This window comes from Pseudomonas sp. QTF5 (genome assembly GCF_000512695.2).
Taxonomy (GTDB): Bacteria; Pseudomonadota; Gammaproteobacteria; order Pseudomonadales; family Pseudomonadaceae; genus Aquipseudomonas.
The window spans coordinates 55,950-78,677 of sequence record NZ_AZRW02000006.1; the positions used below are offsets into that span (position 1 = coordinate 55,950).

Here is a 22,728-nt window from a genome sequence, read left to right on the forward strand (position 1 = left end):
AGTCAACATCATTGTTGAATGGTAAACCGCATTCGCGAGCAAGCCCGCTCCCACAGGGTTCCCGTGAAGCGACGATGCAGGCAAGATGAAGGTCTGCAAGTCAGAACACAGGAAGCTGATCGTGACCGAAGCGTTTATTGTCGTTCAAACCGCCGAGCAAGCCGTGGATCGGCTTGCTGCCTTGCACGAACGTGCAACCACCGCGCTGAATCAGGCGCTCAAGCGTTATCTCAAGGATCGCATCGAGCCGGACGCTGAGCAGCGTGCTCTGTTTCGTTATCCCGAGTTGCGTCTGACCTACCTTTGCCAGGGCGAAGTCCCACAGACCACTCGCGCCTATGCCAAGGTTCAACTGCCGGGGACCTACAGCGTCACCGTCACTCATCCGGCAGCCTTCCGCAAATACCTGCTGGAACAACTCGTCCCGTTGATGCACGACTTCACCGTGACCGTGGAAGTCGGCGTCAGTCAGCAGAACATTCCTTATCCGTACGTGGTCGAGCAGGGCGATGAACTGGCCGGCTCCGGCGTCACGGCGGCGGTGCTGGCGCGAGTGTTCCCGAGTACGGATTTGTCGGCCGCGACCGATGGCATTGCCGATGGTTTGTATGATTGGGAAAACACCGACCCGCTGCCACTGGCCCTGTTCGACGCCGCGCGGGTGGACTTCTCCCTGCGCCGACTGGTGCATTACACCGGCAGCGACTGGCGCCATGTGCAGCCGTGGATTCTGCTGACGAACTACCACCGCTACGTCGACCAGTTCATCGTTCATGGCCTGGAACAACTGCGCAACGATCCGCGTTTTGTGCGCATGGTGTTGCCGGGCAACGTGATCATCGAAAAGAGCATGGACCACGGCGAAGCCTCGGCAATTGCCGCGGGTGTGGTCTGGCATCGTTATCAGATGCCGGCCTATCACCTGATCGCCAGCGACGGCCATGGCGTGACCCTGGTGAACATCGGCGTCGGCCCGTCCAATGCCAAGAACATCACCGACCACCTGGCGGTGCTGCGTCCGCATTGCTGGCTGATGATCGGCCACTGCGGCGGCTTGCGTCAGTCGCAGACCATTGGCGACTACGTACTGGCCCACGCTTACATGCGCCGCGACGGGATTCTCGACCGCGTAGTGCCGCCGAACATTCCGATTCCGGCCCTGGCTGAAGTGCAGATGGCGTTGCAACAAGCGGCGGCCAACATCACCGGTGAAAAGGGCGATGAGCTGAAGAAGCGCCTGCGCACCGGCACCGTGTTGACCTACGACGACCGTAACTGGGAACTGCGCTGGGCGCAGGAGCGTCCGCTGATCAACCTGTCCCGCGCCGTGGCGGTGGACATGGAAAGCGGCACCATCGCCGCGCAGGGTTATCGCTTGCGGGTGCCGTACGGCACATTGCTCTGCGTATCGGATAAACCGTTGCACAGCGAAATCAAACTGCCGGGTTCGGCCAACGCCTTCTATGAGCGCGCGGTCAGCCAGCACTTGAAAATCGGCATCGAGGCGGTGGATCTGTTGCGCACCGAGCTCAACTCACTGCACTCGCGCAAACTGCGCAGCTTCGACGAGCCGCCGTTCCGCTAATAGAGAGTTGTCATGGTCATTTGGCGGTTGGGGCACTAGCATTAGCAGCCCTGACCGTTAGATGTTCTTCTCGCCATGTCTCGTCCTCCACGTCCCGTTTCCCGCCGCCCCGGCGTGAAGCCTGCGCCATCCTCTTCAGCCCCGCGCCGTGTCGCCAAAGCGCCACCGGCCGAGCCGAAGCTGATTCTGTTCAACAAACCTTTCGATGTGCTGACGCAATTCAGCGACGGCGAAGGGCGGGCGACGCTCAAGGACTTCATCGAGATTCCGGGGATTTACCCGGCAGGACGGCTGGACCGCGACAGCGAGGGCTTGCTGTTGCTGACCAACGACGGCCAGCTTCAGGCGCGAATTGCCGACCCGAAACACAAACTGGCCAAGACCTATTGGGTGCAAGTGGAAGGCGAACCAAGCGCCGAGCAGTTGCAGCGTTTACGCGATGGCGTCGAACTGAACGATGGCATGACATTGCCGGCCCAAGCGCGACAACTGGATGAGCCGCAACTGTGGCCGCGCAACCCGCCGGTGCGCTTTCGTAAAAGCGTGCCGACCAGTTGGCTGGAATTGGTCATTCGTGAAGGCCGCAACCGTCAGGTACGGCGCATGACCGCGGCGGTCGGCTTGCCGACGTTGCGGCTGGTGCGGGTCAGAATCGGCGACTGGTCGATCGAGGGGCTCGATCAGGGCCAGTGGAAGGAAGTGCCGGCGCGCTTATAGAGTGCCGGATTCGATCATGCCGATGACCACGCTTTTGACCACGAATGCGGCCACACCCAGCCCCAGTACGAAGAACAGAATGAACGAGCCGAAGCGCCCGGCCTTGGATTTTTTCGCCAGATCCCAGACGATGAAACCCATGAAAATGATCAGAATGCTGACCAGGCCAGTCATCATCCACTCTTCGAATACTGCAGGATCCATCGAACATCTCCAGCGCGGGCGGGGCTAAAACGCGGGGGAGTATATGCCAAGGGGGATTGGTGAAGTATTGACCTGCGGCAGTGTGTCGCAGCTATTCGTCGCCTGTGCCGACGCCATCGCGGGCAAGCCCGCTCCCACAAGGTTTTGTGTCGAGCGCAATACTGTGACTGACGCAAAACCTGTGGGAGCGGGCTTGCCCGCGATGGCGTCCTCAGTTACGCAGATGAGTAAGCGGCAGTTCAGTGCTGTTGAGCACCTGATTCAACACAAAACTCGAGCGCACACTGGTCACCCCTTCAATCCGGGTCAGATGCCCCAGCAGCAGTTTCTGATAGTGATCCATGTCCGGCACTACCACTTTGAGCTGATAATCCGCATCCATCCCCGTCACCAGGCTGCATTCCAGCACTTGCGGCAAGGTGCGAATGGCGGCTTCGAAGTTCTCGAAACGCTCGGGTGTATGGCGATCCATACCTATCAGCACGTAAGCGGTCAGGCTCAGGCCGAGCATTTTGCGGTCCAGCAGGGCGACCTGGCGGGTGATGTAACCGTCGTCTTCCAGCTGCTTGACCCGCCGCGAGCAAGGCGAAGGCGACAGGCCGATGCGTTCGGCCAACTCCTGATTGGAGATGCGCGCGTCGCGCTGCAGTTCAGCCAAAATGCTCAGGTCGTATCGGTCGAGTTTGCTCATCAATCAGGCCTTTGTCATAACTATTGCGGCGGATTATCTATCCTGAGTTAAAAATTGCGCAAGTGATGTTTATTTGAGCAATCTTCGCAATCCTCTGTCGCCGCGCCGGGCCTATTCTTATCACCAGAATCACTGCTCGGACAAACAGTCCAGTGCGGCTCGCCCAATCAGGCCAGCTGCGGTCGCCACCCCCACCGGGGATGTGTCGGCCCCCGAGCTACACACTGTCCAGAAGACGGCGTGAGGTGAGCCGACGTCATAAGCGTCGAGCACGGACGAAGTTCTCAAGGGGAGGCCGACGGGTCTCCCTTTTTTATTGCCCGGAATTTATCGGCGCCCCCTCAATAAATAAGTTGCGTGACTGATAACCTGTTGCAGAACCGGCCTGTGCTTTCCCAGTCTTACGTACAGACCCTAACCCGCAGTGAGGAAAAGCATGAAGTCGAGCATCTGGCGTTTGGCCGGTGTTGGTTTGCTGTGTGTGAGTGTCACTGCGCAATCGCTTGCCGATGAGCCGCAATATCGCGGTCCCGATAGTGGGGAGCGTGGGGCGGATCATCAGGGCAAAGGTCAGGGTCATGACGGTAACAATCAGCCACGCCGGCAGAACAACGAAATCATTCGTGGCGACAACAGCCGCCAGTTCGAGCTTCACGATCAGAATCAGGGCGGCCAGCGGCAAAACCGCTCGTCGCATGATCCCAATACTCAGGGCCGGCCGCCGCAACAACCGAGTAACAATTTGCCGATCCAGGGTCGGCCCGACACCGTGCGCCAGACCCAGGAACCCCGGCGTGGCTATTATCAGGACGAGCCGCGGCGCAACCAATACAACCAGCGGTCCGATGACCGTCGCTGGCCCGGTCGCCCGGATGGGCACGGCAATGGCTGGGGGCCCGGCCCGCAGTATCGTCCAGGGCACGTGATCGACCGCTTCCCGAACCGCAACTACCGCGTGCCGTATCGCGGCCAGGATTATTTCTATTCCGGTGGTTACTGGTATCGCCCGCAAGGCCCGCGTTACGTGGTGGTTCAGCCGCCTCGCGGGATTCGGGTCCGCTACTTGCCCGATTACGCGCGTGAAGTGTGGATTGGCGGCGCGCTGTTGTTCCTGGCGGCGGGCTCGTATTACGCCTATCAGGAGAGCTCTCGGGATTACGTCGTGGTCGAACCCCCCGTGCAGCCGCAACCGGTGAGCAGTGGTTATGACGTGGTGGCATATCCGGCCAACGGCCAGTCGCCAGAAGAGGTCAGTCGGGACGGTTACGAGTGCTATCGCTGGGCGGTGGAACAGAGCGGTTTCGATCCGCGCGCTATCACCTATCAACCGGCCCCGTCGGTGGTGCAAGTGTACCGACAGGCCCAAGGCAACTGCCTGAGCAGTCGCGGTTATCAGGTGAGTTACTGAGCCCTGGCGGCTTTCACCACTTCCTGCGGGTCGGCGTGCACCAGCACTTCGGCTCGCGGGTAGGCGGCGTGAATCGCATCGGCGGCTTGATCGCTGATGCCGTGGGCGACTGACAGGGTCAGCTCCCCCGGCAATTCCAGATGCAATTGCACGAACCACTGGTTGCCGGAAATCCGTGTGCGCAAGTCGTGGGCGCCCAAAACGCCCGGTACGCTGCAGGCCAGTTCCAGCATGTGCTGGCTGACATCCGGCGGCAGCTCTTCATCCATCAGCACCGCAAAACTTTCCCGGGCGATATGAATGGCGCTCCAGAGAATGTAGGCGGCGATCCCCAATCCGAACCAAGGGTCGACTTGATGCCAGCCAAACCCGGCCAGCACCAGCGCCATCAGAATGCTGCCGTTGAGCAGCAGGTCCGAGCGGTAATGCAAGGAGTCGGCACTCACGGCATTGGAACCGGTTGCCTTGATTACCCGATGCTGCAACATCAGCAGGGCCACGGTCAGGGCGAGGGAAAACACAATCACCCCGATGCTGAGCCACGCGGCGCCTACCGGCTCCGGATGTTTCAACCGTTCGATCGCCTGCAAGGCAATCAGCACGGCACTGCCGCCAATGAACAGCGCCTGAGCCATGCCCGCCAATGATTCGGCCTTGCCATGCCCGTAACGATGATCGTCGTCGGCGGGGCGCAAGGCGTAATGCACGGCCAGCAGATTGAGCAGCGAGCTGACGCCATCGAGTGCCGAGTCGGTCAGCCCGGCGAGCATGCTCACCGAACCGCTCAGCCACCAGGCGATGGCTTTGGCGATGATCAATATGCACGCGACCGCCACCGAGGCGCGCGTCGCCAGCCGCAGCAGGCGGGCGTGTTCGGTACTGGTGGTCATAGGTGCGGCTTTTCCTTTTTAGTGCACCGATTACGCGGCGGGTTGCAGGCCGAACATGGCCAGTTGCTGGGCGCTGCCCTTGTGCTGGATCAGGCGTGGATCGTCCAGCGGGAAGCTGCGGCCCAGTTCACTTTCCAGAATAGTCTGCAACTTGTGGTTATCGACCTTGCCATCGGCGCCGATGGCGTCCTTGAGTTTTTCCGGAGCCACCTGAGCGGTCCGGCCGGGTTCGAAGTAAATGGCGCCCGTGGCGAAGTCCACCGCAAAGGCAATCAGGCCAGGGATGATGTAGAACAGCAGACCCACAGCATCCAGCGCGGCGATGGCCGGGTCGATTTTGCCGTCGATCTGACCGCGACGATCCGGGTAGAAAATCGAGCCGCAGGCGGTCACCTGGGTCAGCAAGGCCGCGACCAGTACACCGCCGATCAAGCGAAAGGGAGCACGCATTTGAAATCTCCTGAGTCATCTGGAAACGAAGGGGCGTCTGTATGAATTAGGACCGCGACAAACGCCGAGCAGTTCGCCGTTATACTCGCCGCTCTGTTTGGGAGCCAGCATGATTTCTTTGCCGATTGATGAAGTTTTACCCGCCCTGCGTGAAGCCCTCGCTACACGCCACGAAGCCGTGCTCGAAGCACCGCCCGGCGCCGGTAAAACCACCCGCGTGCCCTTGGCCTTGCTCGATGAGCCGTGGCTGGCCGGGCAGACCATTCTGATGCTCGAACCGCGCCGATTAGCCGCGCGGGCGGCGGCGGAGCGGTTGGCCAGTGAGCTGGGTGAGAAGGTCGGCGAAACCGTTGGCTATCGCATTCGTCTCGACAGTAAAGTCGGCCCCCACACCCGCATCGAAGTGGTCACCGAAGGTATCCTCACCCGGCGCTTGCAGGATGATCCGGCGCTGGAAGGCGTGGGTTTGCTGATCTTTGACGAATTCCACGAGCGCAGTCTCGACGCCGATCTGGCGTTGGCCCTGAGCCTCAATGGCCGCGAGCTGTTTCGCGACGACCAACCGCTGAAAATTCTGTTGATGTCCGCGACGCTGGAAGGCGAACGCCTGGCCGGGTTGCTGGATGATGCGCCAATCCTGCGCAGCGAAGGTCGCATGTATCCGGTGGCGATGCGTTGGGGCCGGCCGTTTCAGCCCGGTGAATTTATCGAGCCCAAGGTGGTGCAGACCATCCTCGACGCGCTGAACGATGAGACCGGCAGCCTGCTGGTGTTCCTGCCGGGGCAGGCGGAAATCCGTCGGGTGCATCAGCAACTCGCCGATGCACTGGGCGATAGCACACAGGTTTTGCTCTGCCCGTTGCACGGTGAATTGGACCTCGCCGCCCAACGCGCCGCGATCGATCCGGCGCCCGCCAGCAAACGCAAAGTGGTGCTGGCGACCAACATCGCCGAGACCAGCCTGACCATCAACGGTGTGCGCGTGGTGATCGATGCCGGGCTGGCGCGAGTACCGCGTTTCGACCCCGGCAGCGGCATGACCCGCCTCGACACCCAACGCATTTCCAAAGCGAGTGCCACGCAGCGCGCGGGCCGGGCCGGGCGGTTGGAACCGGGCGTGTGTTATCGGTTGTGGTCGCAGGATCAGCACGAACAATTGGCGGCTTACGCCAGTGCGGAAATTCTCTCGGCGGACCTTGCCGGGCTGGCCTTGCAACTGGGGCGTTGGGGCGTGACACCGGGTCAGTTGGTTTGGCTGGATGTTCCTCCGGCAGCGGCTTATGCACAGGCTCAGGATTTGCTTGAGCGTTTAGGCGCACTGGAGGGCGAAGCGCTGACCCGTCATGGTCAGGCGATGGCCGAACTGCCGGCCCATCCACGGATCGCCCATTTGCTGTTGCGAGGCCAAGCGCTCGGTCTCGCCGAAATGGCCTGCGATGTCGCGGCATTGCTCGGTGAGCGGGATATTTTGCGTGGTGCTGGCGCGGATCTGCACAGTCGGCTGGTGCTGCTGTCCGGTGAAGAGCGAGCCGCTCGTGGTGCTCAGGGCGGCGTTCAACGGGCCCGGCAACTGGCGCGGCAATATCGTGGTTACTTGCGTGGCAAAGCGTCGGAGCCGGTCAGCGATCCCGAGCATCCGCGCTGGCTTGGTGCGTTGCTGGCGTTGGCTTATCCCGACCGAGTCGCCCAACAGCGGCGGGCCGGTGGCGCTGAATATCGATTGGCCAACGGTCGTGCGGCGCTGTTTGCCGAAGCGGACAGTCTGATGAAGCAACCGTGGCTGGTGATCGCCGATCTGGGCAGTCGCCAGGGCCAGCGTGAAGAACGGATTTATCTGGCGACGGATTTCGATCCGGCGTTGTTCGATTCGGTGTTGGCCGAGCAGGTGCGTTGCGTCGATCAACTGGATTGGGATGAGCGCGAAGGCGTGCTGCGGGCCGAGCGTCAGCGCAAGGTCGGCGAGTTGATCCTCAGCCGCGAACCGCTGACCGGGCTCGATGAAAACGCTCGCAGTCAGGCGCTGGTGAATCTGGTGCGGCGCAAAGGTCTGGAGTTGTTGCCGTGGACCCCGGAGTTGCGTCAGTGGCAGGCGCGGGTGGCGTTGTTGCGTCAGTTAGACTTGAGTAGTCAGGGCCAGAGCGAGTGGCCGGATGTCAGCGACGCTGCACTGCTCAAAAGTCTCGAACACTGGTTGATGCCGTACTTGGGCAAAGTCTCGCGGCTCAGTCACTTCGCCAATCTGGACCTGTCGAGCATCGTTCACAACTTGTTGCCGTGGCCGCTGCCGCAACGGCTCGAAGAGCTGGCACCGCATCATTTGAGCGTGCCGTCGGGCTCATCGATTCGTCTGGATTACAGTGAACAACCGCCGATTCTGGCGGTGCGTTTGCAGGAGCTGTTTGGTCTGGCCGAAACGCCGCGCATTGCCGGTGGCCGGCAAGTGGTGAAACTGCATCTGCTGTCGCCGGCACGCCGGCCGGTGCAGGTGACGCAGGACTTGGCGAACTTCTGGCGCAGTACGTATGCCGAGGTGAAGAAGGATTTGAAGGGGCGTTATCCGAAACATTACTGGCCGGATGATCCGCTGGTGGCCGAGGCGACGGCGCGGATCAAGCCTCGTAAATAGTCAGTTGCATCGGTAGTGCGGCATTCGCGAGCAAGTCGGATCGCCGCACCGCCGCTCCCACATTAGATCTTCAGTGAGCACAGCACTTGTGTACCACCGCGATCCAGTGTGGGAGCGGGCTTGCTCGCGAAGCTTTGACCTAAGGCGCAGCCGGCAACAGGAACCGTGCAATCACCGGCAAGTGATCGGAAATGCGCAACGTATCGTCCTGCCTCACTCGCGCCTCGACCCGTTTGAGGTGTGGGCTGTAGAACAGGTAATCGACGGTCCGGTCCGGGCCGTTCAAGCCTGGGTCATTCGGGTAATGCGTCAGCCATTGCGCCCGGTCGATACCGCTGGCTTCGTTGTTGGTGGGGATCATCGGGTATTTGTCCCACAGCACATGCAGCGCGCTGTCGGCGGAGTAGGGCGTGCGTTGTTCAGCGGGCAGGCGTCGATACTGGCCCAACGGCAACAGGTTGAAGTCACCACCGATCAACCACGGTGTGCCGCGGCTTTCATATTTGTCGAGGACCTTGGCCACGGCTGTCATCTGGCTTTGCAAGGTTTCGTCGAGCGGGGTGGTGGCACGGTCCAGGTGGGTGTTGACCACGGCCATTTGGCCGCCGTTGCTCAATGGCAGGTGAGTGACCAGCAAGGCGTTTTTCGGCTTGAACTGACGGCTGATGAAATTGGTCGGTGCGACCGGTAATTGCAGGCGTTCGGCGTGTTCGATCTGGTAGCGGCTCAGGGTTGCCAATTGCCGGCCAACGCTGCCGTAGATATGCGGTTCAGGTACGAAGTCGCCTTTCCAGTCGAAGGCCTGAGCGCTGCACGGATACAGGTCGGTGACTCGATCCTGAAGCAGCTTGAGCTGGTTCTGGTAGTCGCTGGCCTTGGCGCCGTCATCGAGTTCCTGCAACAGCACGATGTCCGGTTGCTCGTCGCGAATCACCCGCGCCACTTCATCGAGGCTGAAGGCCATGTCTTCAGGTGTAGGGCTCTCGTCGTTCCCTGCGGCCAGGTCGTTCCAGAACACGTAGCGCTTGCCTGCCAGATATTGGACGTTCCAGGTCATCACCTTCAGTGCCTGGCCGGGCACCAGCGTCGGCGCCTGGGCGTTGCAACTGACCGGCAGCGCTTCCTTGGTTTCGGGGCGCCAGGTCAGGCTGTAGATCAGTAATGCAATCAGGCCGATGGCAATCAGCAGGCCCAGCAGGGTGTAGCGCAGTAGACGGGTCATGGCTCGGCTTATCGCGTTACAAAATTGACCCCGAGCATAACCGAGAGCAGCGCCCGAGCCCAAGGGTAGAGCGCTCAGAGCGCTCCGTCAGCTTTCTCGGGCGCATCGGCGATCAGCATGAACAAACGGAACACCACCACGCTGGTGAACAGCTGCAGAAAGCTGTGGGCGCTGTCGATCAGCAGCGAGATCACCGGGTTCTGCGGATCAGGGTAAACCGCCAGCGTCGCACCCTTGAGCACCCACAGCGGGGCCATCACGCACAGAATGCACACCAGAATGCGCAGGAAATTCCCGCGGGTCAGGCGCAGGCTTTCCTTCATCGCCGCCAGCGGTGCCAAGCCACGCAGCACCAGCAAGTACTCGCCGAACGCCAGCGTCACCATCAACCAGATGCCCGGCAGGAAATACAGCGACAGGCCGATCAGGATCAGCAGCGTATTGAGGGCCGTCAACAGGGCGAAACGCGGCCACAGGGTCGCGGAGGTCGTCAGCAAGTCGCGGGTGCGCGGCGATTCGCCACGGCTGCGGGCATCGAGAAACAGGATCAGTGCGGCGGTGTACAGCGGATACACCAGCAGGCCGACCAATACACTGATGCCGGGGAAGCCGTCCGGCTCGGTGGAGTGGTCGACCACTTGTTGCAGCAGCGCCTCGAAAATCACCAGCGGCAGGCACAGCTGCACGATCTGGCGCAGATTGCGCTTGAAGAAATACAGCGAGTCACGCAGTACATCGAACGGATTCATCAGTCGGTATCGCAGGTTGAAAGCAGTGCCTCACTTTAACCGATGAACCCCTTTGGGGCGCAAACGTAAACGTTCGGTAAAGGTCATTGAAACATCCTGTATCAGCCCCATTACTGGTGAGCACCTTATCCACCGTGGATGAGGGCGACGATTTTCCCGGCAATCTATGAGGTCGCCATGAACAGCGAAGAACAAACCCTGATCGATGGACTGTTTTCCCGGCTGCAACAGGCCGAAACGGATTCAGCCCCGCGCGACGCCCAGGCCGAAGCGCGGATCAAGGAACACCTGACTCGCCAGCCAGCGGCGGGCTATTTCATGACCCAGGCGATTCTGGTGCAAGAGGCAGCCATCAAGAGCCTCGACGAACAGAACAAGCAACTCACCCAACAAGTTCAGCAATTGCAGGCTGAACTGCAGTCGGCCAAGTCTCAGACGGCGGCTCCGGCGCCGAGCAGCGGTGGCTTTTTGGCGAGCATCTTCGGTGGTGGCTCTCGTGATCCACAGCCTGCGCCGACTCAAAGCGCAGCCCCGTCGAATGGCGGCTGGCGTGAACCGGGGAGGCCGTCGTTCAACGCGCAGCCGCCACAGCAAAATTTCGGTGCCGCACCGCAGCAAAATTACGCACCACAACAGGCGGCCGGCGGCAGTTTCCTCGGCGGGGCGTTGAAAACCGCAGCGGGTGTGGCCGGTGGCGTGATGCTGGCGCAGGGCATCAGCAGCCTGTTCCAGCACAATCAGCAGCCGGAAGTGGTTGAAGTCATCAAGGAAGAACCGGCTCAGGTCAACGATCAGAGCGACAGCGGCAATGATCAGCACGTGGCTGACAACTCCAGCGATCAAGGCGGATTCGCCGACGCCGACTATAGCGATGACAGCTCATCGTTCTTCGGTGGCGACGACGATTCCTTCGTCTGATACATCTGTGGCGAGGGAGCTTGCTCCCTCGCCACATGGCCGATTATTCGCGGAACAATCCTTTGGGCTGGCATACTGGGCAACTTTTCGGGCCTGGTGCCTGATCCTGTCCGCGCTTCGGCACGCCAAAGAGGATGTACGGTGAAAAAAATCGCAGTGTTCGCCGATGTCCAGAACCTCTATTACACCGTGCGTCAGGCTTATGGTTGCCACTTCAACTACGCCGCGCTGTGGGCTGACGTCAGTAAAGAAGGGCAGATCGTCGAGGCCTATGCCTATGCGATCGATCGTGGCGACAGCAAGCAGCAGCAGTTTCAGCAGATCCTGCGCAATCTCGGCTTCATCGTGAAGCTCAAGCCCTACATCCAGCGCAGCGACGGTTCGGCCAAAGGCGACTGGGACGTGGGCATCACCCTCGACATCATGGACGCCGCCGACCATGTCGACGAAGTGGTGCTGGCCTCCGGTGACGGTGATTTCGACATGCTGCTGGAGCGCATCATCAGCAAGCACGGGGTGCAAGCGGTGGCCTATGGCGTGCCCGGTCTCACCGCCAACTCGCTGATCCGCGCCGCCAGCCGTTACGTGCCGATCGAAGGCGCGTTGCTGCTCAAGAATTGATTTTTACGGAGTTGAAACAGGTTTGGAACGCATAGCAGTCATCGACTTTGAAACCACCGGGATCTCTCCGAGCAGCAGCTGCCGAGCCACGGAAATCGCCGTGGTGATTCTTGAACAGGGGCGCATCGTCGAGCGTTATCAAAGCCTGATGAACGCTGGAGTGCGGGTGCCGGCTTTTATTGAGCAACTCACCGGCATCAGCAACGCCATGCTGCGCACCGCGCCCTCGGCCGAGCAGGTGATGAACGAGGTCAATGAATTCGTCGGCATCACACCACTGCTGGCGCACAACGCTGCGTTCGACCAGAAGTTCTGGGACTACGAGCTCGCGCGAATCAAACGCACACGCTTGCAGAACTTTGCCTGCTCGCTGTTACTCGCCCGCCGCCTGATGCCCGCCGCGCCGAACCACAAACTCGGCACCCTCACCACTTTCGCCAGCCTGCCCAATACCGGTAAGGCTCACCGGGCCATGGCAGATGCCGAGATGGCGGCCAACCTGACGGCGCACTTGGCTGAAGAGTTGCGATGCAAGCATGGGTTGCGGGAGTTGTCCCATGATCTGCTCGTCAGTTTGCAGAAAGTGCCGGCGGCGAAGATCAATGAGCATTTGAAGCGGTATCGTGGGTTCTGAAAACACCGCCGCTCCCACATTAGATCTTCTGCAACATTAGATCGGCTTTCCTTCCAACTGCCCCAACGGCACCCGCTTCTCGATGGCGCTGGACAGTACGATCGAGGTCTTGCTGAACCCGAACGTGGCGATCCGGTTGATCAGCTCTTCCAGCTCCGGCATCGACCCCACCGCCGCTTGCATGATCACGCACGGGTCGCCGGTGACGCGATGGCATTCGGTGAGCTGTGGGATTTTGATCAGTTCGTCGTAGGCTTTCTGGTTGCCGTGCTGGTTCAAGCGCAGTTCGATGACGCACTGGATTGGCAGGCCGAGCTTGGCCATGTCGACTTTCGCCTGGTAGCCGGTGATCACTCCGCAGGCTTCAAGTTTGGCCACGCGCTCGGCCACCGCTGGAGCGGACAGGTTCACCTTGCGCGCCAGTTCGGCGTAGGACGCACGACCGTTTTCCAACAGGGCGCTGAGGAGCATGCGGTCGTATTTGTCCATCATGGTATTCCTGAAAAAGACTGACTTTCGAAAGCACGGTTTATAGCGCTGAACTCCGTGTTTTGAAAAGTGTACCGGCGCTATAAACAGGTTTTGTAACTTAATTTCCACCGTTGGCCTTTCTAGAATAGCTGCTCTCTTTGTCTTGTTCTCGAGCTGCCCATGCCTGGCATACGCCGTTTTTCCTTACCGCTGATCGCTGCTTTTTTCGCGCTGTACGTGATTTGGGGGTCGACCTACCTGGTGATTCGCATCGGCGTGCAGTACTGGCCGCCATTGTTGCTCGCCGGTATCCGCTTCGTGATCGCCGGGACGTTGATGTACGCGTTCCTGCGCTGGCGTGGGGCACCGGCACCGACGTGGGCTCAATGGAAAGCGGCGGGGATCATCGGGATTTTGCTGCTGACGTTCGGTAACGGTGCGGTGAGCGTCGCCGAGCATACGGGCGTGGCCTCCGGCGTTGCGGCGTTGGCGGTGGCGACGGTGCCGCTGTTCACTTTGCTCTGTGGATATTTCTGGGGCGCGCGTAATACCCGTCTCGAATGGGCCGGGATTGGGCTCGGGCTGATCGGTATCGCCATGCTCAACCTCGGTTCCAATCTGCAATCGAGCCCGTTGGGTGCGGCGTTGCTGGTATTCGCGGCAGCGTCCTGGGCTTTCGGTTCGGTATGGAGCAAACACTTGCCGTTACCGCAGGGCGCGATGGCCAGTGCCGTGGAAATGTTGGTGGGTGGCGTGGCGTTGCTGATCGGCAGTGCGTTGAGCGGTGAGCATTTGGAGGCCATGCCGCCGATCGAAGGTTGGGCAGCATTGGCCTATCTGACGTTCTTCGGTTCAATCATTGCCTTCAACGCTTACATGTATCTGTTGAAACACGTGCGCCCGGCGGCGGCCACCAGTTATGCCTACGTCAACCCGGCGGTGGCGGTGTTGCTGGGTATCGTATTTGTTGGCGAGACCATTGGTATTGAAGAAGCGCTGGCCATGACAGTGATCATCAGTGCCGTGGTGTTGATCGGGTTGCCGCAGTGGCGCCGTGGTGCAGATCGGCCTGCCGTAGTGGTGCCGACAGAATCCCGCGCGAATTAGGGTAAACTGCGCGCCATTGCATCTTGTTTTGCACACTTGTATTGAACAACCCGCGCTGAATTTTCCTACGGTACTCCCATGACTTTCGCCACCCTTGGCCTGATCGAACCCTTGCTGCGCGCTCTCGAGACGCTCGGCTACCAGACCCCTACGCCGGTGCAGACACAAGCGATTCCGGCGGTGCTGGCCGGTCGTGACCTGATGGCTGCAGCCCAGACCGGCACCGGCAAAACCGCCGGTTTCGCCTTGCCGCTGCTGCAATTGCTGGCCATGGAAGGGCCGAAAGTCAGTGCCAACTCCGTGCGCGCACTGATCCTGGTGCCGACCCGCGAACTGGCCGAGCAGGTTCACGAAAGCGTGCGTCAGTACGCCGAGAACCTGCCGTTGAGTACGTACGCGGTGTACGGCGGTGTCAGCATCAACCCGCAAATGATGAAGCTGCGCAAAGGCGTCGACCTGTTGGTGGCGACTCCGGGCCGTTTGCTCGACCTGTTCCGTCAGAACGCGCTCAAGTTCAATCAGTTGCAAACCCTGGTGCTGGACGAAGCCGATCGCATGCTCGATCTGGGCTTTTCCGAAGAGCTGGGGAATATCTACAAAGCGCTGCCGAAAAAACGTCAGACGCTGTTGTTCTCCGCGACTTTCTCCGACGCCATCCGCACCTTGGCCGGGCAAATGCTCAACGACCCGCTGAGCATCGAAGTCAGCCCGCGCAACGTGGCCGCCAACACCGTCAAGCAATGGGTGGTGACGGTGGACAAGAAGCGCAAGCCGGAGCTGTTCGTTCACTTGATGCGCAAGGGTAAGTGGACGCAGGTGCTGGTGTTCGCCAAGACCCGCAACGGTGTAGACGCGTTGGTGGAAAAACTCCAGGGCCTGGGCATCAATGCCGACGGCATCCACGGCGACAAACCTCAGGCGACCCGTCAGCGGGCGCTGGATCGTTTCAAGGCCAGTGAAGTGCAAATCCTTGTAGCCACCGACGTGGCAGCGCGTGGTCTGGATATCGAAGATTTGCCATTGGTGGTCAATTTCGACCTGCCGATCGTGGCGGAGGACTACATCCACCGTATCGGTCGTACCGGCCGTGCGGGCGCAACCGGGCAGGCTATTTCGCTGGTGTGTGCCGATGAGGTGAATCAGCTGTCAGCCATCGAGATGTTGACCCGTCAGACATTGACTCGTCAGATGGAACAGGATTTCGAGCCTGAGCACCGCGTGCCGGATACCGATGCCAGCGGTCAGGTGGTCAAGAAGCCGAAAAAACCGAAGAAACCCAAAACCTCCAGTGGCGGTAAGCGCAACCTGGGTAAATGGGTCGAGAGCGGGGATGCTTCGGCGCCGGAGCCTTCGATCAAGCCTGTGCGTAAAGTGCCGGTGTTTAATACCGGGCCGCGTAAGCGTAAGCCTTAACAGGCGCTGCGTCGGTTAAGCCGCCTTCGCGAGCAAGTCGAATCGTCGCACCGCCGCTCCCACATTGATCGCATTCTTCCTGAAGGAACTCGGTCGAATGTGGGAGCGGCGGTGCGACGATTCGACTTGCTCGCGAAGGGCGCGCCTCGGTCTCAATCTTTGTGCTTCAACCACTCCACCATCCCCAATCCCGCCGTTCGCCCACTGGCGAAACACGCGGTCAGCAGATAGCCGCCGGTCGGCGCTTCCCAATCGAGCATTTCCCCCGCGCAGAACACGCCAGGCAGTTGCTTGAGCATCAAACGTTCATCCATCGACTCGAACATCACGCCGCCCGCGCTGCTGATGGCTTCGTCCAATGGCCGGGTTTTCACCAGCGTCAGCGGCAATGCCTTGATCGCTTTGGCCAGCAATGCCTGATCGGTAAAACAGTCGGCCGGTGTCAGTTCCCGCAGCAACGCCGCTTTCACGCCATCAAGCCCAAGCTGACTGTGCAGGTGTTTGGACATGGAACGGGAGCCGCGAGGTTTACTCAGCGCAGTTTGAATTTTATCCACAGGCTTGCCCGGCACCAGGTCGAGGTGAACGGTTGCCGAGCCGTGTTGATTGATCGCTTCGCGGATCGGTGCCGACAGGGCGTAGATCAAACTGCCTTCAATCCCGGTGGCAGTGATCACACATTCTCCGAGTCGCGGCACGTCGTCATTGAGGCCGATGGCGATGTTTTTCAGCGGGCTGCCTGCGAATTTGCTGACCATCAATTCGCTCCAGGCCTGCACCTCGAAGCCACAATTGCTCGGTTGCAGCGGCGCCAGTCCTACACCACGTTGTTCCAGCGGCAGCATCCAGGCACCGTCCGAACCGAGGCGCGACCAGCTGCCGCCGCCGAGGGCCAACAGGGTCGCGTCGGGTTGAACGGTTTTTTCGCCTTCGGGGCTGTCGATGCGCAAGTCACCGTTGTCATCCCAACCGAGCCAGCGATGGCGGGTGTGGATAACTACGTTGGCATCGCGCAGGCGTTTGAGCCAGGCCCGCAACAGGGGCGCGGCTTTCATATCCGTAGGAAACACCCGGCCGGAGCTGCCGACAAAGGTTTCGATGCCCAGGTCATGAATCCATTGGCATAAGGCGTCGGCACCGAAGGACCGTAACAGCGGCGCAATCTGCGGTGCCCGTTCGGCATAGCGTGAGAGAAACGCCGGGTAGGCCTCGGAGTGGGTGATGTTCATGCCGCCGACCCCGGCGAGGAGGAATTTTCGCCCCACTGAAGGCATGCCGTCGTACAGGTCGACTTTGATTCCAGCCTGGCTCAGCACTTCAGCCGCCATCAAACCGGCAGGGCCACCGCCGATGATGGCGACGCGAGGGGGGAGGGAAGTGGAGGGCTGGGTCATGGAATGCACTGCGGTTTGGCGGAATGAAGCCGGGCATTCTATCAGCCCCGATCAATGTGGGAGCGGCGGTGCGGCGATCCGACTTGCTCGCGAAAGCGGTGGGTCAGTCGATATCAATGTTGATTGTTAAATCGCCTTCGCGAGCAAGCCCGCTCCCACATTTGATCTTCGGTGTTTTCAAAAGGGTGGTTAAAAAACAACCACCGTTCTGAAGCCTGCACCCCGCATGGTCTGCAGACCCTTTCACTCAGGTTATCCACAGGCGGTTCCACAGGCATTGTGGGTAAAGACCCACACATCAATGACAACCTGATGACTGCCACACCCGTTGGGCGCTGTGATGGAGGATTCCGTGACGGCGCGCCAAGGCTTTGCGGTCCTTGCTGTAGCCACCGCCGATCACGCCGACCACCGGAATATCCCGGCCCAGGCAATGACGCATCACGCTTTCATCGCGAGCGGCGACGCCTTCGTCTGTCAGCTTCAGATAACCCAGGGCGTCGTCCTTATGCACATCGACGCCAGCGTCGTACAGCACCAGATCCGGTTGGTAGAGCGGCAGCAAATAGTTGAGTGCGTCGTCCACCACCTTCAGGTAATCGGCATCGCCCATGCCCATCGGCAACGGAATATCCCAATCACTTTCGGCTTTGCGTGCGGGAAAATTCTTTTCGCAGTGCAGGGAAACGGTCACTGCCTCTGGGGTGTTGTGCAGGATTCGTGCAGTCCCATCGCCCTGATGCACATCGCAGTCGAAGATCAGCACGCGATTCACCCGGCCACTTTCCAGCAGGTAATGGCTGATCACCGCCAGGTCATTGAAGATGCAGAACCCGGCGGGATGATCGTAATGCGCATGATGAGTGCCGCCAGCCAAGTGACAGGCCAAACCATGCTTCAGTGCCTGTTCGGCCGCCAGCAGCGAGCCACCGACCGCCCGCACCGTGCGCCGGGCCAGCGCTTCGCTCCAGGGCAGGCCGAGGCGTCGCTGGTCTTCGCGGGACAATTCGCCGCCCATGTAGCGTTCGATATACGCAGGGTCATGGGCGAGGGCGAGAATCTCTGGCGGGCATAGGTCCGGGCGCAGCAAATCGGTGTCGCGGGTCAGGCCACTGTCCACCAAGTGATCGCGCAGCAGGCGAAACTTGTCCATGGGGAAGCGGTGATCCGCCGGGAACTCGGGACTGTAGTCTTCGTGGTAGATCAATGGCAGGGGCATGGCTGATTTATACAGGAAGGCATGTAGGAATGAGTGAAGGATCCTACCAGCGATGTAGACTTGCGGGATGGGAAAGGGGGACGAGATGGAGCCGATACTGGAACTCGAAAGCGCACGACTGTTGTTACGGCAGTGGCGTGATGAGGATTTACCGGCGTTTGCGGCGATGTGCGCCGATCCACAAGTGATGCGTTATTTTCCGTCACCCTTGAGTCGACTGGAAAGTGCCTCGTTGATCGGGCGGATTCGCGGGCATTTTGCCGAGCATGGTTTCGGCCTCTGGGCACTGGAGCGCAAAGACACCGCGGAATTCATCGGGTTTACCGGATTGGGTGTGGTCGGCTTCGATGGGCCATTCACGCCGGCCATCGAAATCGGCTGGCGCCTGGCGCGCGAGCACTGGGGGCTGGGTTATGCCAGTGAAGCGGCGTGGACCGCTCTGCGCTGCGGGTTTGATCGGTTGGCGCTGCAAGAGGTCGTTGCCTTCACCACCAAGACCAATTTGCCATCCGAGAAAGTCATGCAAGCGATCGGCATGCACCATGCCCCCTTTGATGACTTCGAGCACCCGCGGCTTGCAGTCGATCATCCGCTGCGCCCGCATGTGTTGTACCGCATCACCCGTGAGCAATGGCTGCAAACCTTGCATGGATAAGCAGGCGCGGACGTTTACAATGGCCCTCATGTTGAACCGGGCCATAAACTGAATCGACCGCCGCAGCCAAGACTGCGCGGCATTGCGTTGTGTGAGGAGAGTCTGAATGAGCCAAGTGTTGGAAGATCTGGTAGACCTGCTGACCCTGGAACCGATTGAAGAAAACCTGTTCCGTGGCCGCAGCCAGGACCTGGGGTTTCGTCAATTGTTCGGCGGCCAGGTACTCGGCCAGTCCCTGTCGGCGGCCAGTCAGACAGTTGAGCCGGCGCGCCATGTGCATTCGATGCACGGTTATTTCCTGCGCCCGGGCGATGCCAAATTGCCGGTGGTGTATCAGGTCGATCGGGTGCGCGATGGCGGCAGTTTCAGCACGCGCCGGGTGACGGCGATCCAGAAGGGCAATCCGATTTTCACCTGCAGCGCCTCGTTCCAGTACGACGAAGAAGGCTTTCAGCACCAGACTGAAATGCCGCAAGTGGTCGGCCCGGAAAACCTACCGTCGGAGCTGGAACTCACCCAGCTGCAAGCGCACCTGATCCCTGAGCACATGCGCGAAAAACTGCTGTGCCCGAAACCCATCGAAGTCCGGCCGGTGACCGAGAAAGATCCCTACAACCCGCAGCCTGCCGATCCGGTCAAATACGTCTGGTTCCGTGCCGACGGTGCCTTGGCTGACACTCCGGCGCTGCACAAATACCTGCTGGCCTATGCGTCGGACTTCGGTCTGCTGACCACCTCGATGCTACCCCACGGCAAATCGGTCTGGCAGAAAGACATGCAGGTCGCCAGCCTCGACCACGCCTTGTGGTTCCACGCCGACCTGCGCGCCGATGACTGGTTGCTGTATGCGATGGACAGCCCATGGGCCGGTAATTCGCGCGGATTCTCCCGGGGCAGCGTGTTCAACCGTGCCGGGCAACTGGTGGCCTCGGTCACTCAGGAAGGCCTGATTCGTCATCGCAAGGATTGGATATGAGTCTGGCCGAGGTGAGGTACTGGGTGTTCGACATGGACGGCACCCTGACCGTGGCCGTGCATGACTTTGCGGCGATCCGCGTGGCGTTGGCGATTCCCGCCGAAGACGACATCCTCACCCACCTCGCGGCACTGCCGGTCGATGAAGCCGCGGCCAAACATGCGTGGCTGCTGGAGCACGAGCGGGATCTGGCGTTGGGTTCGAAACCGGCGCCGGGTGCAGTGGAACTGGTGCGTGAGTTGGCCGGACGCGGTTATCGTCTGGGCATTCTCACGCGCAATGCTCGCGAGCTGGCGCATGTCACGCTGGAGGCCATCGGCCTGGCTGACTGCTTTGCGGTAGAGGATGTACTGGGCCGCGATGAAGCTCCGCCCAAGCCGCATCCTGGTGGGCTGCTGAAACTGGCCGAAGCCTGGAAGGTTCAGGCGAGCGAAATGGTGATGGTCGGTGATTACCGCTTCGATCTGGATTGCGGTCGGGCGGCGGGGACGCGGACGGTGCTGGTAAATCTGCCGGATAATCCGTGGCCGGAATTGGCCGATTGGCATGCGCGCGATTGCGTCGAGTTGCGGCAACTGCTGTTGGCTTGAGGGATGTGTTGTCGGGTTAACCGCTTTCGCGAGCAAGCCCGCTCCCACATTCGATCGGTGTGAACACAGATTTTGTGTACACCCAAATCTACTGTGGGAGCGGGCTTGCTCGCGAAGGCGTCAGATCAGACACCACAAAAACTCACTGACCGAACAACACCTTCTGCCCCTCAGGCGACATAAACATCCCATCCCCATCGTGCCCGACCCCAGGCACTTCGATCAGCTGCTGACTCAACCCTTGAGAATGGCGTCGCTTCAGATAATTGAAATAGTGGCGCCCGCGAATCAATCGAGAAGCACCCTGGGCTTTGGCCTCGCAATTTTTATCCAGCGCCGGATGGTTCGGGTCGATGTCGTGCTGGCCGAGTAAATAAACGATGTCGCGTTTGACGTAGTTTTCTTCAAGTTGTGCAGGTGTTTGCCCATCGGCATAGGCGGGCAGATTCGCCAGTCCATACTTCCAGCGATTGAATTTCGGACACCTCGCGTGACTGAACGCCACTGGCCGTTGCTCATTGAAGTAGGCATACGACGAAGGATTGGCGATCACATAGCGCACTTTCACGCCCTCCGCGTCGAGGGCCGGCTGTGGGTGACTCAGCAAGGCATAACGCTGAACCACTTGAGCCCCGCCGGAGTGACCGGCGATGATGATTTGCTTCACGTCGGGAAACTGTCGCCGATCACCCAGTCGCGCGATGATTTCGTCGAGCGCCGCATAGGAGCTCAGCGTAAATGGCGCAGTGGACAAGCCGCCGGCCATCCAGTCATTGCCTTGCCAGCGTAAAACGCTGTCAGGCACCGCGTGGCTCGCGATGTCGGTTTCATTGAGAAACTGCGGGGCGAGCACCAATGTAGTCGCGCTTTGCCCTGCCTGTTCGGCTGCGTGTTCGGCGCTCTGGCGGTAGGTTTCTGCGTTGCGCAATCGACCATGGACGATGATCAGCACGCGTTCGATTTTCGCCGGTGTCGGGCCAATGCTCACCGCAATTTCCCCGGCGCTCAACAGCAAGCGCCCGGAACTGATCGCCTTGACCCCTTGCTCGGCAGCCTGGGTGCTTGCGCAGGTGATTAACAGAGCCAGCAGCCACTTACGCATCACAGATTCTTCGCGGAAAAGGTATCGCACTGGCCGACCTGGCCTTGTGCGAATCCGGCCTTGAACCAGCGCACTCGCTGGGCCGAAGTGCCATGGGTGAAGGAATCCGGCACCACGCGGCCCTGACCTTGCTGTTGCAAGCGGTCGTCGCCGATGGCGTTGGCGGCGTTCAAGGCTTCTTCGATGTCACCGGGTTCCAGCCAGTTCAGACGTTTTTGCGCATGGTTGGCCCAGACGCCGGCCAGGCAATCGGCTTGCAGTTCCTGACGTACCAGCAAACCATTGTCGCCTTCCATCTGCCGGCCCTGTTGGCGCGCGGTCTGAATTTTCGCTGAAACGCCGAGCAGGGTCTGCACGTGGTGTCCGATTTCGTGAGCGATCACGTAGGCCTGGGCGAAGTCGCCCGCGGCGGAAAAGCGTTGGGACATCTCCTGAAAGAAACTCGTATCGAGATAGACCTTCTGGTCAGCCGGACAATAGAAGGGCCCGGTTGCTGAAGTCGCCAGGCCGCAGGCCGAGTTGACGCGGTTGCTGAACAGTATCAAGGTCGGGTCTTTATACTGCTGATCGGCCTGCTGGAAAATCTGGCGCCAGGTGTCTTCGGTATCGCCAAGGATCGAACGCACGAATTCGGCCCCTTCATCATTGGCCGGTGGCGCCTTGCGAGTTTGGGTGGGGGCCGGGGCTGACTGTTCGCTCATTTGCCCGGTCAGTTGTCCGAGGATCTGCATCGGGTCCTGGCCGGTGATCCAGCCGATCCCGACGATCAACAGAATCGCCGTCAGGCTCAGGCCCTTGCCTCCACCGAAGCGCATCCCACCGCCCCCACCACCCTCGCCACGGGCATCGACCACGTTGTCGCTGCGTCGGCCTTTTTTCCAAAGCATGGGGGGATCCTCTTTTCTTGCTGGTGAAGAAGCATGATGAACAAGCTTGGTGATGAGTGTTGCCGGTGAGTAGGCGTGGCGCCAGTCCGGTCGTCCATCTTTTAGCCCGCACGAAACATTTCAGACTTGTATTGAACATCGATAGCCCATCGAATTCCGTCAGGTGATCGGTTTTTCTCGAGTGGGCGAGTACTTTTGT

The 22,728-nt window shown here is 60.3% G+C and carries 23 protein-coding genes; 12 read left to right on the plus strand and 11 right to left on the minus strand.

Annotated elements, in window-relative coordinates:
* Positions 1 to 85 precede the first annotated feature (85 nt).
* Together amn and IC37_RS06780 are read left to right on the plus strand one after the other, a co-directional pair.
* Positions 86 to 1,585, plus strand: a complete 1,500-nt coding sequence (gene amn / locus IC37_RS06775) for an AMP nucleosidase (RefSeq protein WP_177409382.1) — start codon at positions 86 to 88, stop codon at positions 1,583 to 1,585.
* Between the two features lie 75 nt (positions 1,586 to 1,660).
* Complete coding sequence (locus IC37_RS06780) at positions 1,661 to 2,302, plus strand: pseudouridine synthase (protein WP_030129519.1); 642 nt, start codon at positions 1,661 to 1,663, stop codon at positions 2,300 to 2,302.
* Here IC37_RS06780 and IC37_RS06785 read toward each other — a convergent pair.
* Together IC37_RS06785 and IC37_RS06790 are read right to left on the minus strand one after the other, a co-directional pair.
* The gene (locus IC37_RS06785) at positions 2,297 to 2,506 is read right to left on the minus strand and encodes a DUF2788 domain-containing protein (RefSeq protein ID WP_030129518.1); all 210 of its coding nucleotides are present in this window, start codon (positions 2,504 to 2,506) and stop codon (positions 2,297 to 2,299) included. The two genes, IC37_RS06780 and IC37_RS06785, sit on opposite strands and share 6 nt — an antisense overlap.
* Before the next feature lie 211 nt (positions 2,507 to 2,717).
* Positions 2,718 to 3,197, minus strand: a complete 480-nt coding sequence (locus tag IC37_RS06790) for an Lrp/AsnC family transcriptional regulator (RefSeq protein ID WP_030129517.1) — start codon at positions 3,195 to 3,197, stop codon at positions 2,718 to 2,720.
* Between the two features lie 436 nt (positions 3,198 to 3,633).
* On the opposite strand from IC37_RS06790, the gene IC37_RS06795 reads away from it, so the two are divergent.
* A complete protein-coding gene (locus IC37_RS06795) occupies positions 3,634 to 4,605 on the plus strand; it encodes a DUF6515 family protein (RefSeq protein WP_030129516.1) in 972 nt (323 codons plus the stop codon).
* On the opposite strand, the gene IC37_RS06800 is transcribed toward IC37_RS06795, so the two are convergent.
* Positions 4,599 to 5,495, minus strand: coding sequence for a cation diffusion facilitator family transporter (locus IC37_RS06800; RefSeq protein WP_030129515.1), 897 nt, complete (start codon positions 5,493 to 5,495; stop codon positions 4,599 to 4,601). The genes IC37_RS06795 and IC37_RS06800 overlap by 7 nt on opposite strands.
* Before the next feature lie 30 nt (positions 5,496 to 5,525).
* Positions 5,526 to 5,945 (minus strand): hypothetical protein, encoded by a 420-nt coding sequence (locus IC37_RS06805; RefSeq protein ID WP_030129514.1) that lies wholly within the window; start codon positions 5,943 to 5,945, stop codon positions 5,526 to 5,528.
* Between the two features lie 109 nt (positions 5,946 to 6,054).
* On the opposite strand from IC37_RS06805, the gene hrpB reads away from it, so the two are divergent.
* Positions 6,055 to 8,571 carry an ATP-dependent helicase HrpB gene (hrpB, locus tag IC37_RS06810; RefSeq protein ID WP_030129513.1) on the plus strand — a complete coding sequence of 839 codons (2,517 nt, stop codon included), beginning with the start codon at positions 6,055 to 6,057 and terminating at the stop codon, positions 8,569 to 8,571.
* 139 nt (positions 8,572 to 8,710) lie between these two features.
* On the opposite strand, the gene IC37_RS06815 is transcribed toward hrpB, so the two are convergent.
* Both IC37_RS06815 and IC37_RS06820 read right to left on the minus strand, forming a co-directional pair.
* The gene (locus tag IC37_RS06815; RefSeq protein WP_030129512.1) at positions 8,711 to 9,793 is read right to left on the minus strand and encodes an endonuclease/exonuclease/phosphatase family protein; all 1,083 of its coding nucleotides are present in this window, start codon (positions 9,791 to 9,793) and stop codon (positions 8,711 to 8,713) included.
* A 74-nt stretch (positions 9,794 to 9,867) separates the two neighbouring features.
* On the minus strand, positions 9,868 to 10,542 hold the full coding sequence (locus tag IC37_RS06820) for a YciC family protein (RefSeq protein WP_030129511.1): 675 nt from the start codon (positions 10,540 to 10,542) through the stop codon (positions 9,868 to 9,870).
* A 177-nt stretch (positions 10,543 to 10,719) separates the two neighbouring features.
* On the opposite strand from IC37_RS06820, the gene IC37_RS06825 reads away from it, so the two are divergent.
* The 3 genes from IC37_RS06825 (at position 10,720) to IC37_RS06835 (ending at position 12,715) form a co-directional block, all read left to right on the plus strand.
* Entirely contained in the window at positions 10,720 to 11,460 is a 741-nt protein-coding gene (locus tag IC37_RS06825; protein ID WP_030129510.1) for a DUF2076 domain-containing protein, read from the plus strand.
* 141 nt (positions 11,461 to 11,601) lie between these two features.
* On the plus strand, positions 11,602 to 12,081 hold the full coding sequence (locus IC37_RS06830; RefSeq protein ID WP_030129509.1) for an NYN domain-containing protein: 480 nt from the start codon (positions 11,602 to 11,604) through the stop codon (positions 12,079 to 12,081).
* A gap of 22 nt (positions 12,082 to 12,103) precedes the next feature.
* Positions 12,104 to 12,715: a PolC-type DNA polymerase III gene (locus IC37_RS06835; RefSeq protein ID WP_030129508.1), complete on the plus strand. Its 612-nt coding sequence runs from the start codon at positions 12,104 to 12,106 to the stop codon at positions 12,713 to 12,715.
* Positions 12,716 to 12,751: 36 nt separating this feature from the next.
* On the opposite strand, the gene IC37_RS06840 is transcribed toward IC37_RS06835, so the two are convergent.
* A complete protein-coding gene (locus tag IC37_RS06840; RefSeq protein ID WP_030129507.1) occupies positions 12,752 to 13,204 on the minus strand; it encodes an Lrp/AsnC family transcriptional regulator in 453 nt (150 codons plus the stop codon).
* A 162-nt stretch (positions 13,205 to 13,366) separates the two neighbouring features.
* On the opposite strand from IC37_RS06840, the gene yedA reads away from it, so the two are divergent.
* Positions 13,367 to 14,293, plus strand: a complete 927-nt coding sequence (yedA, locus tag IC37_RS06845) for a drug/metabolite exporter YedA (RefSeq protein ID WP_030129506.1) — start codon at positions 13,367 to 13,369, stop codon at positions 14,291 to 14,293.
* Between the two features lie 78 nt (positions 14,294 to 14,371).
* Complete coding sequence (locus IC37_RS06850; protein ID WP_030129505.1) at positions 14,372 to 15,706, plus strand: DEAD/DEAH box helicase; 1,335 nt, start codon at positions 14,372 to 14,374, stop codon at positions 15,704 to 15,706.
* Between the two features lie 152 nt (positions 15,707 to 15,858).
* On the opposite strand, the gene IC37_RS06855 is transcribed toward IC37_RS06850, so the two are convergent.
* Both IC37_RS06855 and IC37_RS06860 read right to left on the minus strand, forming a co-directional pair.
* Entirely contained in the window at positions 15,859 to 17,100 is a 1,242-nt protein-coding gene (locus tag IC37_RS06855; RefSeq protein WP_030129504.1) for a TIGR03862 family flavoprotein, read from the minus strand.
* A 298-nt stretch (positions 17,101 to 17,398) separates the two neighbouring features.
* Positions 17,399 to 18,319 (minus strand): histone deacetylase, encoded by a 921-nt coding sequence (locus IC37_RS06860; RefSeq protein ID WP_030129503.1) that lies wholly within the window; start codon positions 18,317 to 18,319, stop codon positions 17,399 to 17,401.
* Between the two features lie 85 nt (positions 18,320 to 18,404).
* Between IC37_RS06860 and IC37_RS06865 the strand changes: the two genes are divergently transcribed.
* From IC37_RS06865 to IC37_RS06875, 3 genes are all read left to right on the plus strand, one after another.
* The gene (locus IC37_RS06865) at positions 18,405 to 18,974 is read left to right on the plus strand and encodes a GNAT family N-acetyltransferase (protein WP_030129502.1); all 570 of its coding nucleotides are present in this window, start codon (positions 18,405 to 18,407) and stop codon (positions 18,972 to 18,974) included.
* Between the two features lie 106 nt (positions 18,975 to 19,080).
* A complete protein-coding gene (gene tesB, locus IC37_RS06870; protein WP_030129501.1) occupies positions 19,081 to 19,950 on the plus strand; it encodes an acyl-CoA thioesterase II in 870 nt (289 codons plus the stop codon).
* Positions 19,947 to 20,540 (plus strand): HAD family hydrolase, encoded by a 594-nt coding sequence (locus tag IC37_RS06875; protein WP_030129500.1) that lies wholly within the window; start codon positions 19,947 to 19,949, stop codon positions 20,538 to 20,540. The genes tesB and IC37_RS06875 overlap by 4 nt, the downstream gene beginning before the upstream one ends.
* A 142-nt stretch (positions 20,541 to 20,682) precedes the next feature.
* Here IC37_RS06875 and IC37_RS06880 read toward each other — a convergent pair whose 3' ends face one another.
* A complete protein-coding gene (locus tag IC37_RS06880) occupies positions 20,683 to 21,642 on the minus strand; it encodes an alpha/beta fold hydrolase (RefSeq protein WP_030129499.1) in 960 nt (319 codons plus the stop codon).
* Positions 21,642 to 22,529, minus strand: coding sequence for a neutral zinc metallopeptidase (locus IC37_RS06885; protein WP_030129498.1), 888 nt, complete (start codon positions 22,527 to 22,529; stop codon positions 21,642 to 21,644). The genes IC37_RS06880 and IC37_RS06885 overlap by 1 nt, the downstream gene beginning before the upstream one ends.
* Positions 22,530 to 22,728 lie beyond the last annotated feature (199 nt).

What these genes read in the sequence shown, in the direction of transcription:
- amn (WP_177409382.1), top strand. Translation starts at nt 86, where the DNA reads ATGAAGGTCTGCAAGTCAGAACACAGGAAGCTGATCGTGACCGAAGCG.
- IC37_RS06780 (WP_030129519.1), top strand. Translation starts at nt 1,661, where the DNA reads ATGTCTCGTCCTCCACGTCCCGTTTCCCGCCGCCCCGGCGTGAAGCCT.
- IC37_RS06785 (WP_030129518.1), bottom strand. Translation starts at nt 2,506, where the DNA reads ATGGATCCTGCAGTATTCGAAGAGTGGATGATGACTGGCCTGGTCAGC.
- IC37_RS06790 (WP_030129517.1), bottom strand. Translation starts at nt 3,197, where the DNA reads ATGAGCAAACTCGACCGATACGACCTGAGCATTTTGGCTGAACTGCAG.
- IC37_RS06795 (WP_030129516.1), top strand. Translation starts at nt 3,634, where the DNA reads ATGAAGTCGAGCATCTGGCGTTTGGCCGGTGTTGGTTTGCTGTGTGTG.
- IC37_RS06800 (WP_030129515.1), bottom strand. Translation starts at nt 5,495, where the DNA reads ATGACCACCAGTACCGAACACGCCCGCCTGCTGCGGCTGGCGACGCGC.
- IC37_RS06805 (WP_030129514.1), bottom strand. Translation starts at nt 5,945, where the DNA reads ATGCGTGCTCCCTTTCGCTTGATCGGCGGTGTACTGGTCGCGGCCTTG.
- hrpB (WP_030129513.1), top strand. Translation starts at nt 6,055, where the DNA reads ATGATTTCTTTGCCGATTGATGAAGTTTTACCCGCCCTGCGTGAAGCC.
- IC37_RS06815 (WP_030129512.1), bottom strand. Translation starts at nt 9,793, where the DNA reads ATGACCCGTCTACTGCGCTACACCCTGCTGGGCCTGCTGATTGCCATC.
- IC37_RS06820 (WP_030129511.1), bottom strand. Translation starts at nt 10,542, where the DNA reads ATGAATCCGTTCGATGTACTGCGTGACTCGCTGTATTTCTTCAAGCGC.
- IC37_RS06825 (WP_030129510.1), top strand. Translation starts at nt 10,720, where the DNA reads ATGAACAGCGAAGAACAAACCCTGATCGATGGACTGTTTTCCCGGCTG.
- IC37_RS06840 (WP_030129507.1), bottom strand. Translation starts at nt 13,204, where the DNA reads ATGGACAAATACGACCGCATGCTCCTCAGCGCCCTGTTGGAAAACGGT.
- yedA (WP_030129506.1), top strand. Translation starts at nt 13,367, where the DNA reads ATGCCTGGCATACGCCGTTTTTCCTTACCGCTGATCGCTGCTTTTTTC.
- IC37_RS06850 (WP_030129505.1), top strand. Translation starts at nt 14,372, where the DNA reads ATGACTTTCGCCACCCTTGGCCTGATCGAACCCTTGCTGCGCGCTCTC.
- IC37_RS06855 (WP_030129504.1), bottom strand. Translation starts at nt 17,100, where the DNA reads ATGACCCAGCCCTCCACTTCCCTCCCCCCTCGCGTCGCCATCATCGGC.
- IC37_RS06860 (WP_030129503.1), bottom strand. Translation starts at nt 18,319, where the DNA reads ATGCCCCTGCCATTGATCTACCACGAAGACTACAGTCCCGAGTTCCCG.
- IC37_RS06865 (WP_030129502.1), top strand. Translation starts at nt 18,405, where the DNA reads ATGGAGCCGATACTGGAACTCGAAAGCGCACGACTGTTGTTACGGCAG.
- tesB (WP_030129501.1), top strand. Translation starts at nt 19,081, where the DNA reads ATGAGCCAAGTGTTGGAAGATCTGGTAGACCTGCTGACCCTGGAACCG.
- IC37_RS06875 (WP_030129500.1), top strand. Translation starts at nt 19,947, where the DNA reads ATGAGTCTGGCCGAGGTGAGGTACTGGGTGTTCGACATGGACGGCACC.
- IC37_RS06880 (WP_030129499.1), bottom strand. Translation starts at nt 21,642, where the DNA reads ATGCGTAAGTGGCTGCTGGCTCTGTTAATCACCTGCGCAAGCACCCAG.
- IC37_RS06885 (WP_030129498.1), bottom strand. Translation starts at nt 22,529, where the DNA reads ATGCTTTGGAAAAAAGGCCGACGCAGCGACAACGTGGTCGATGCCCGT.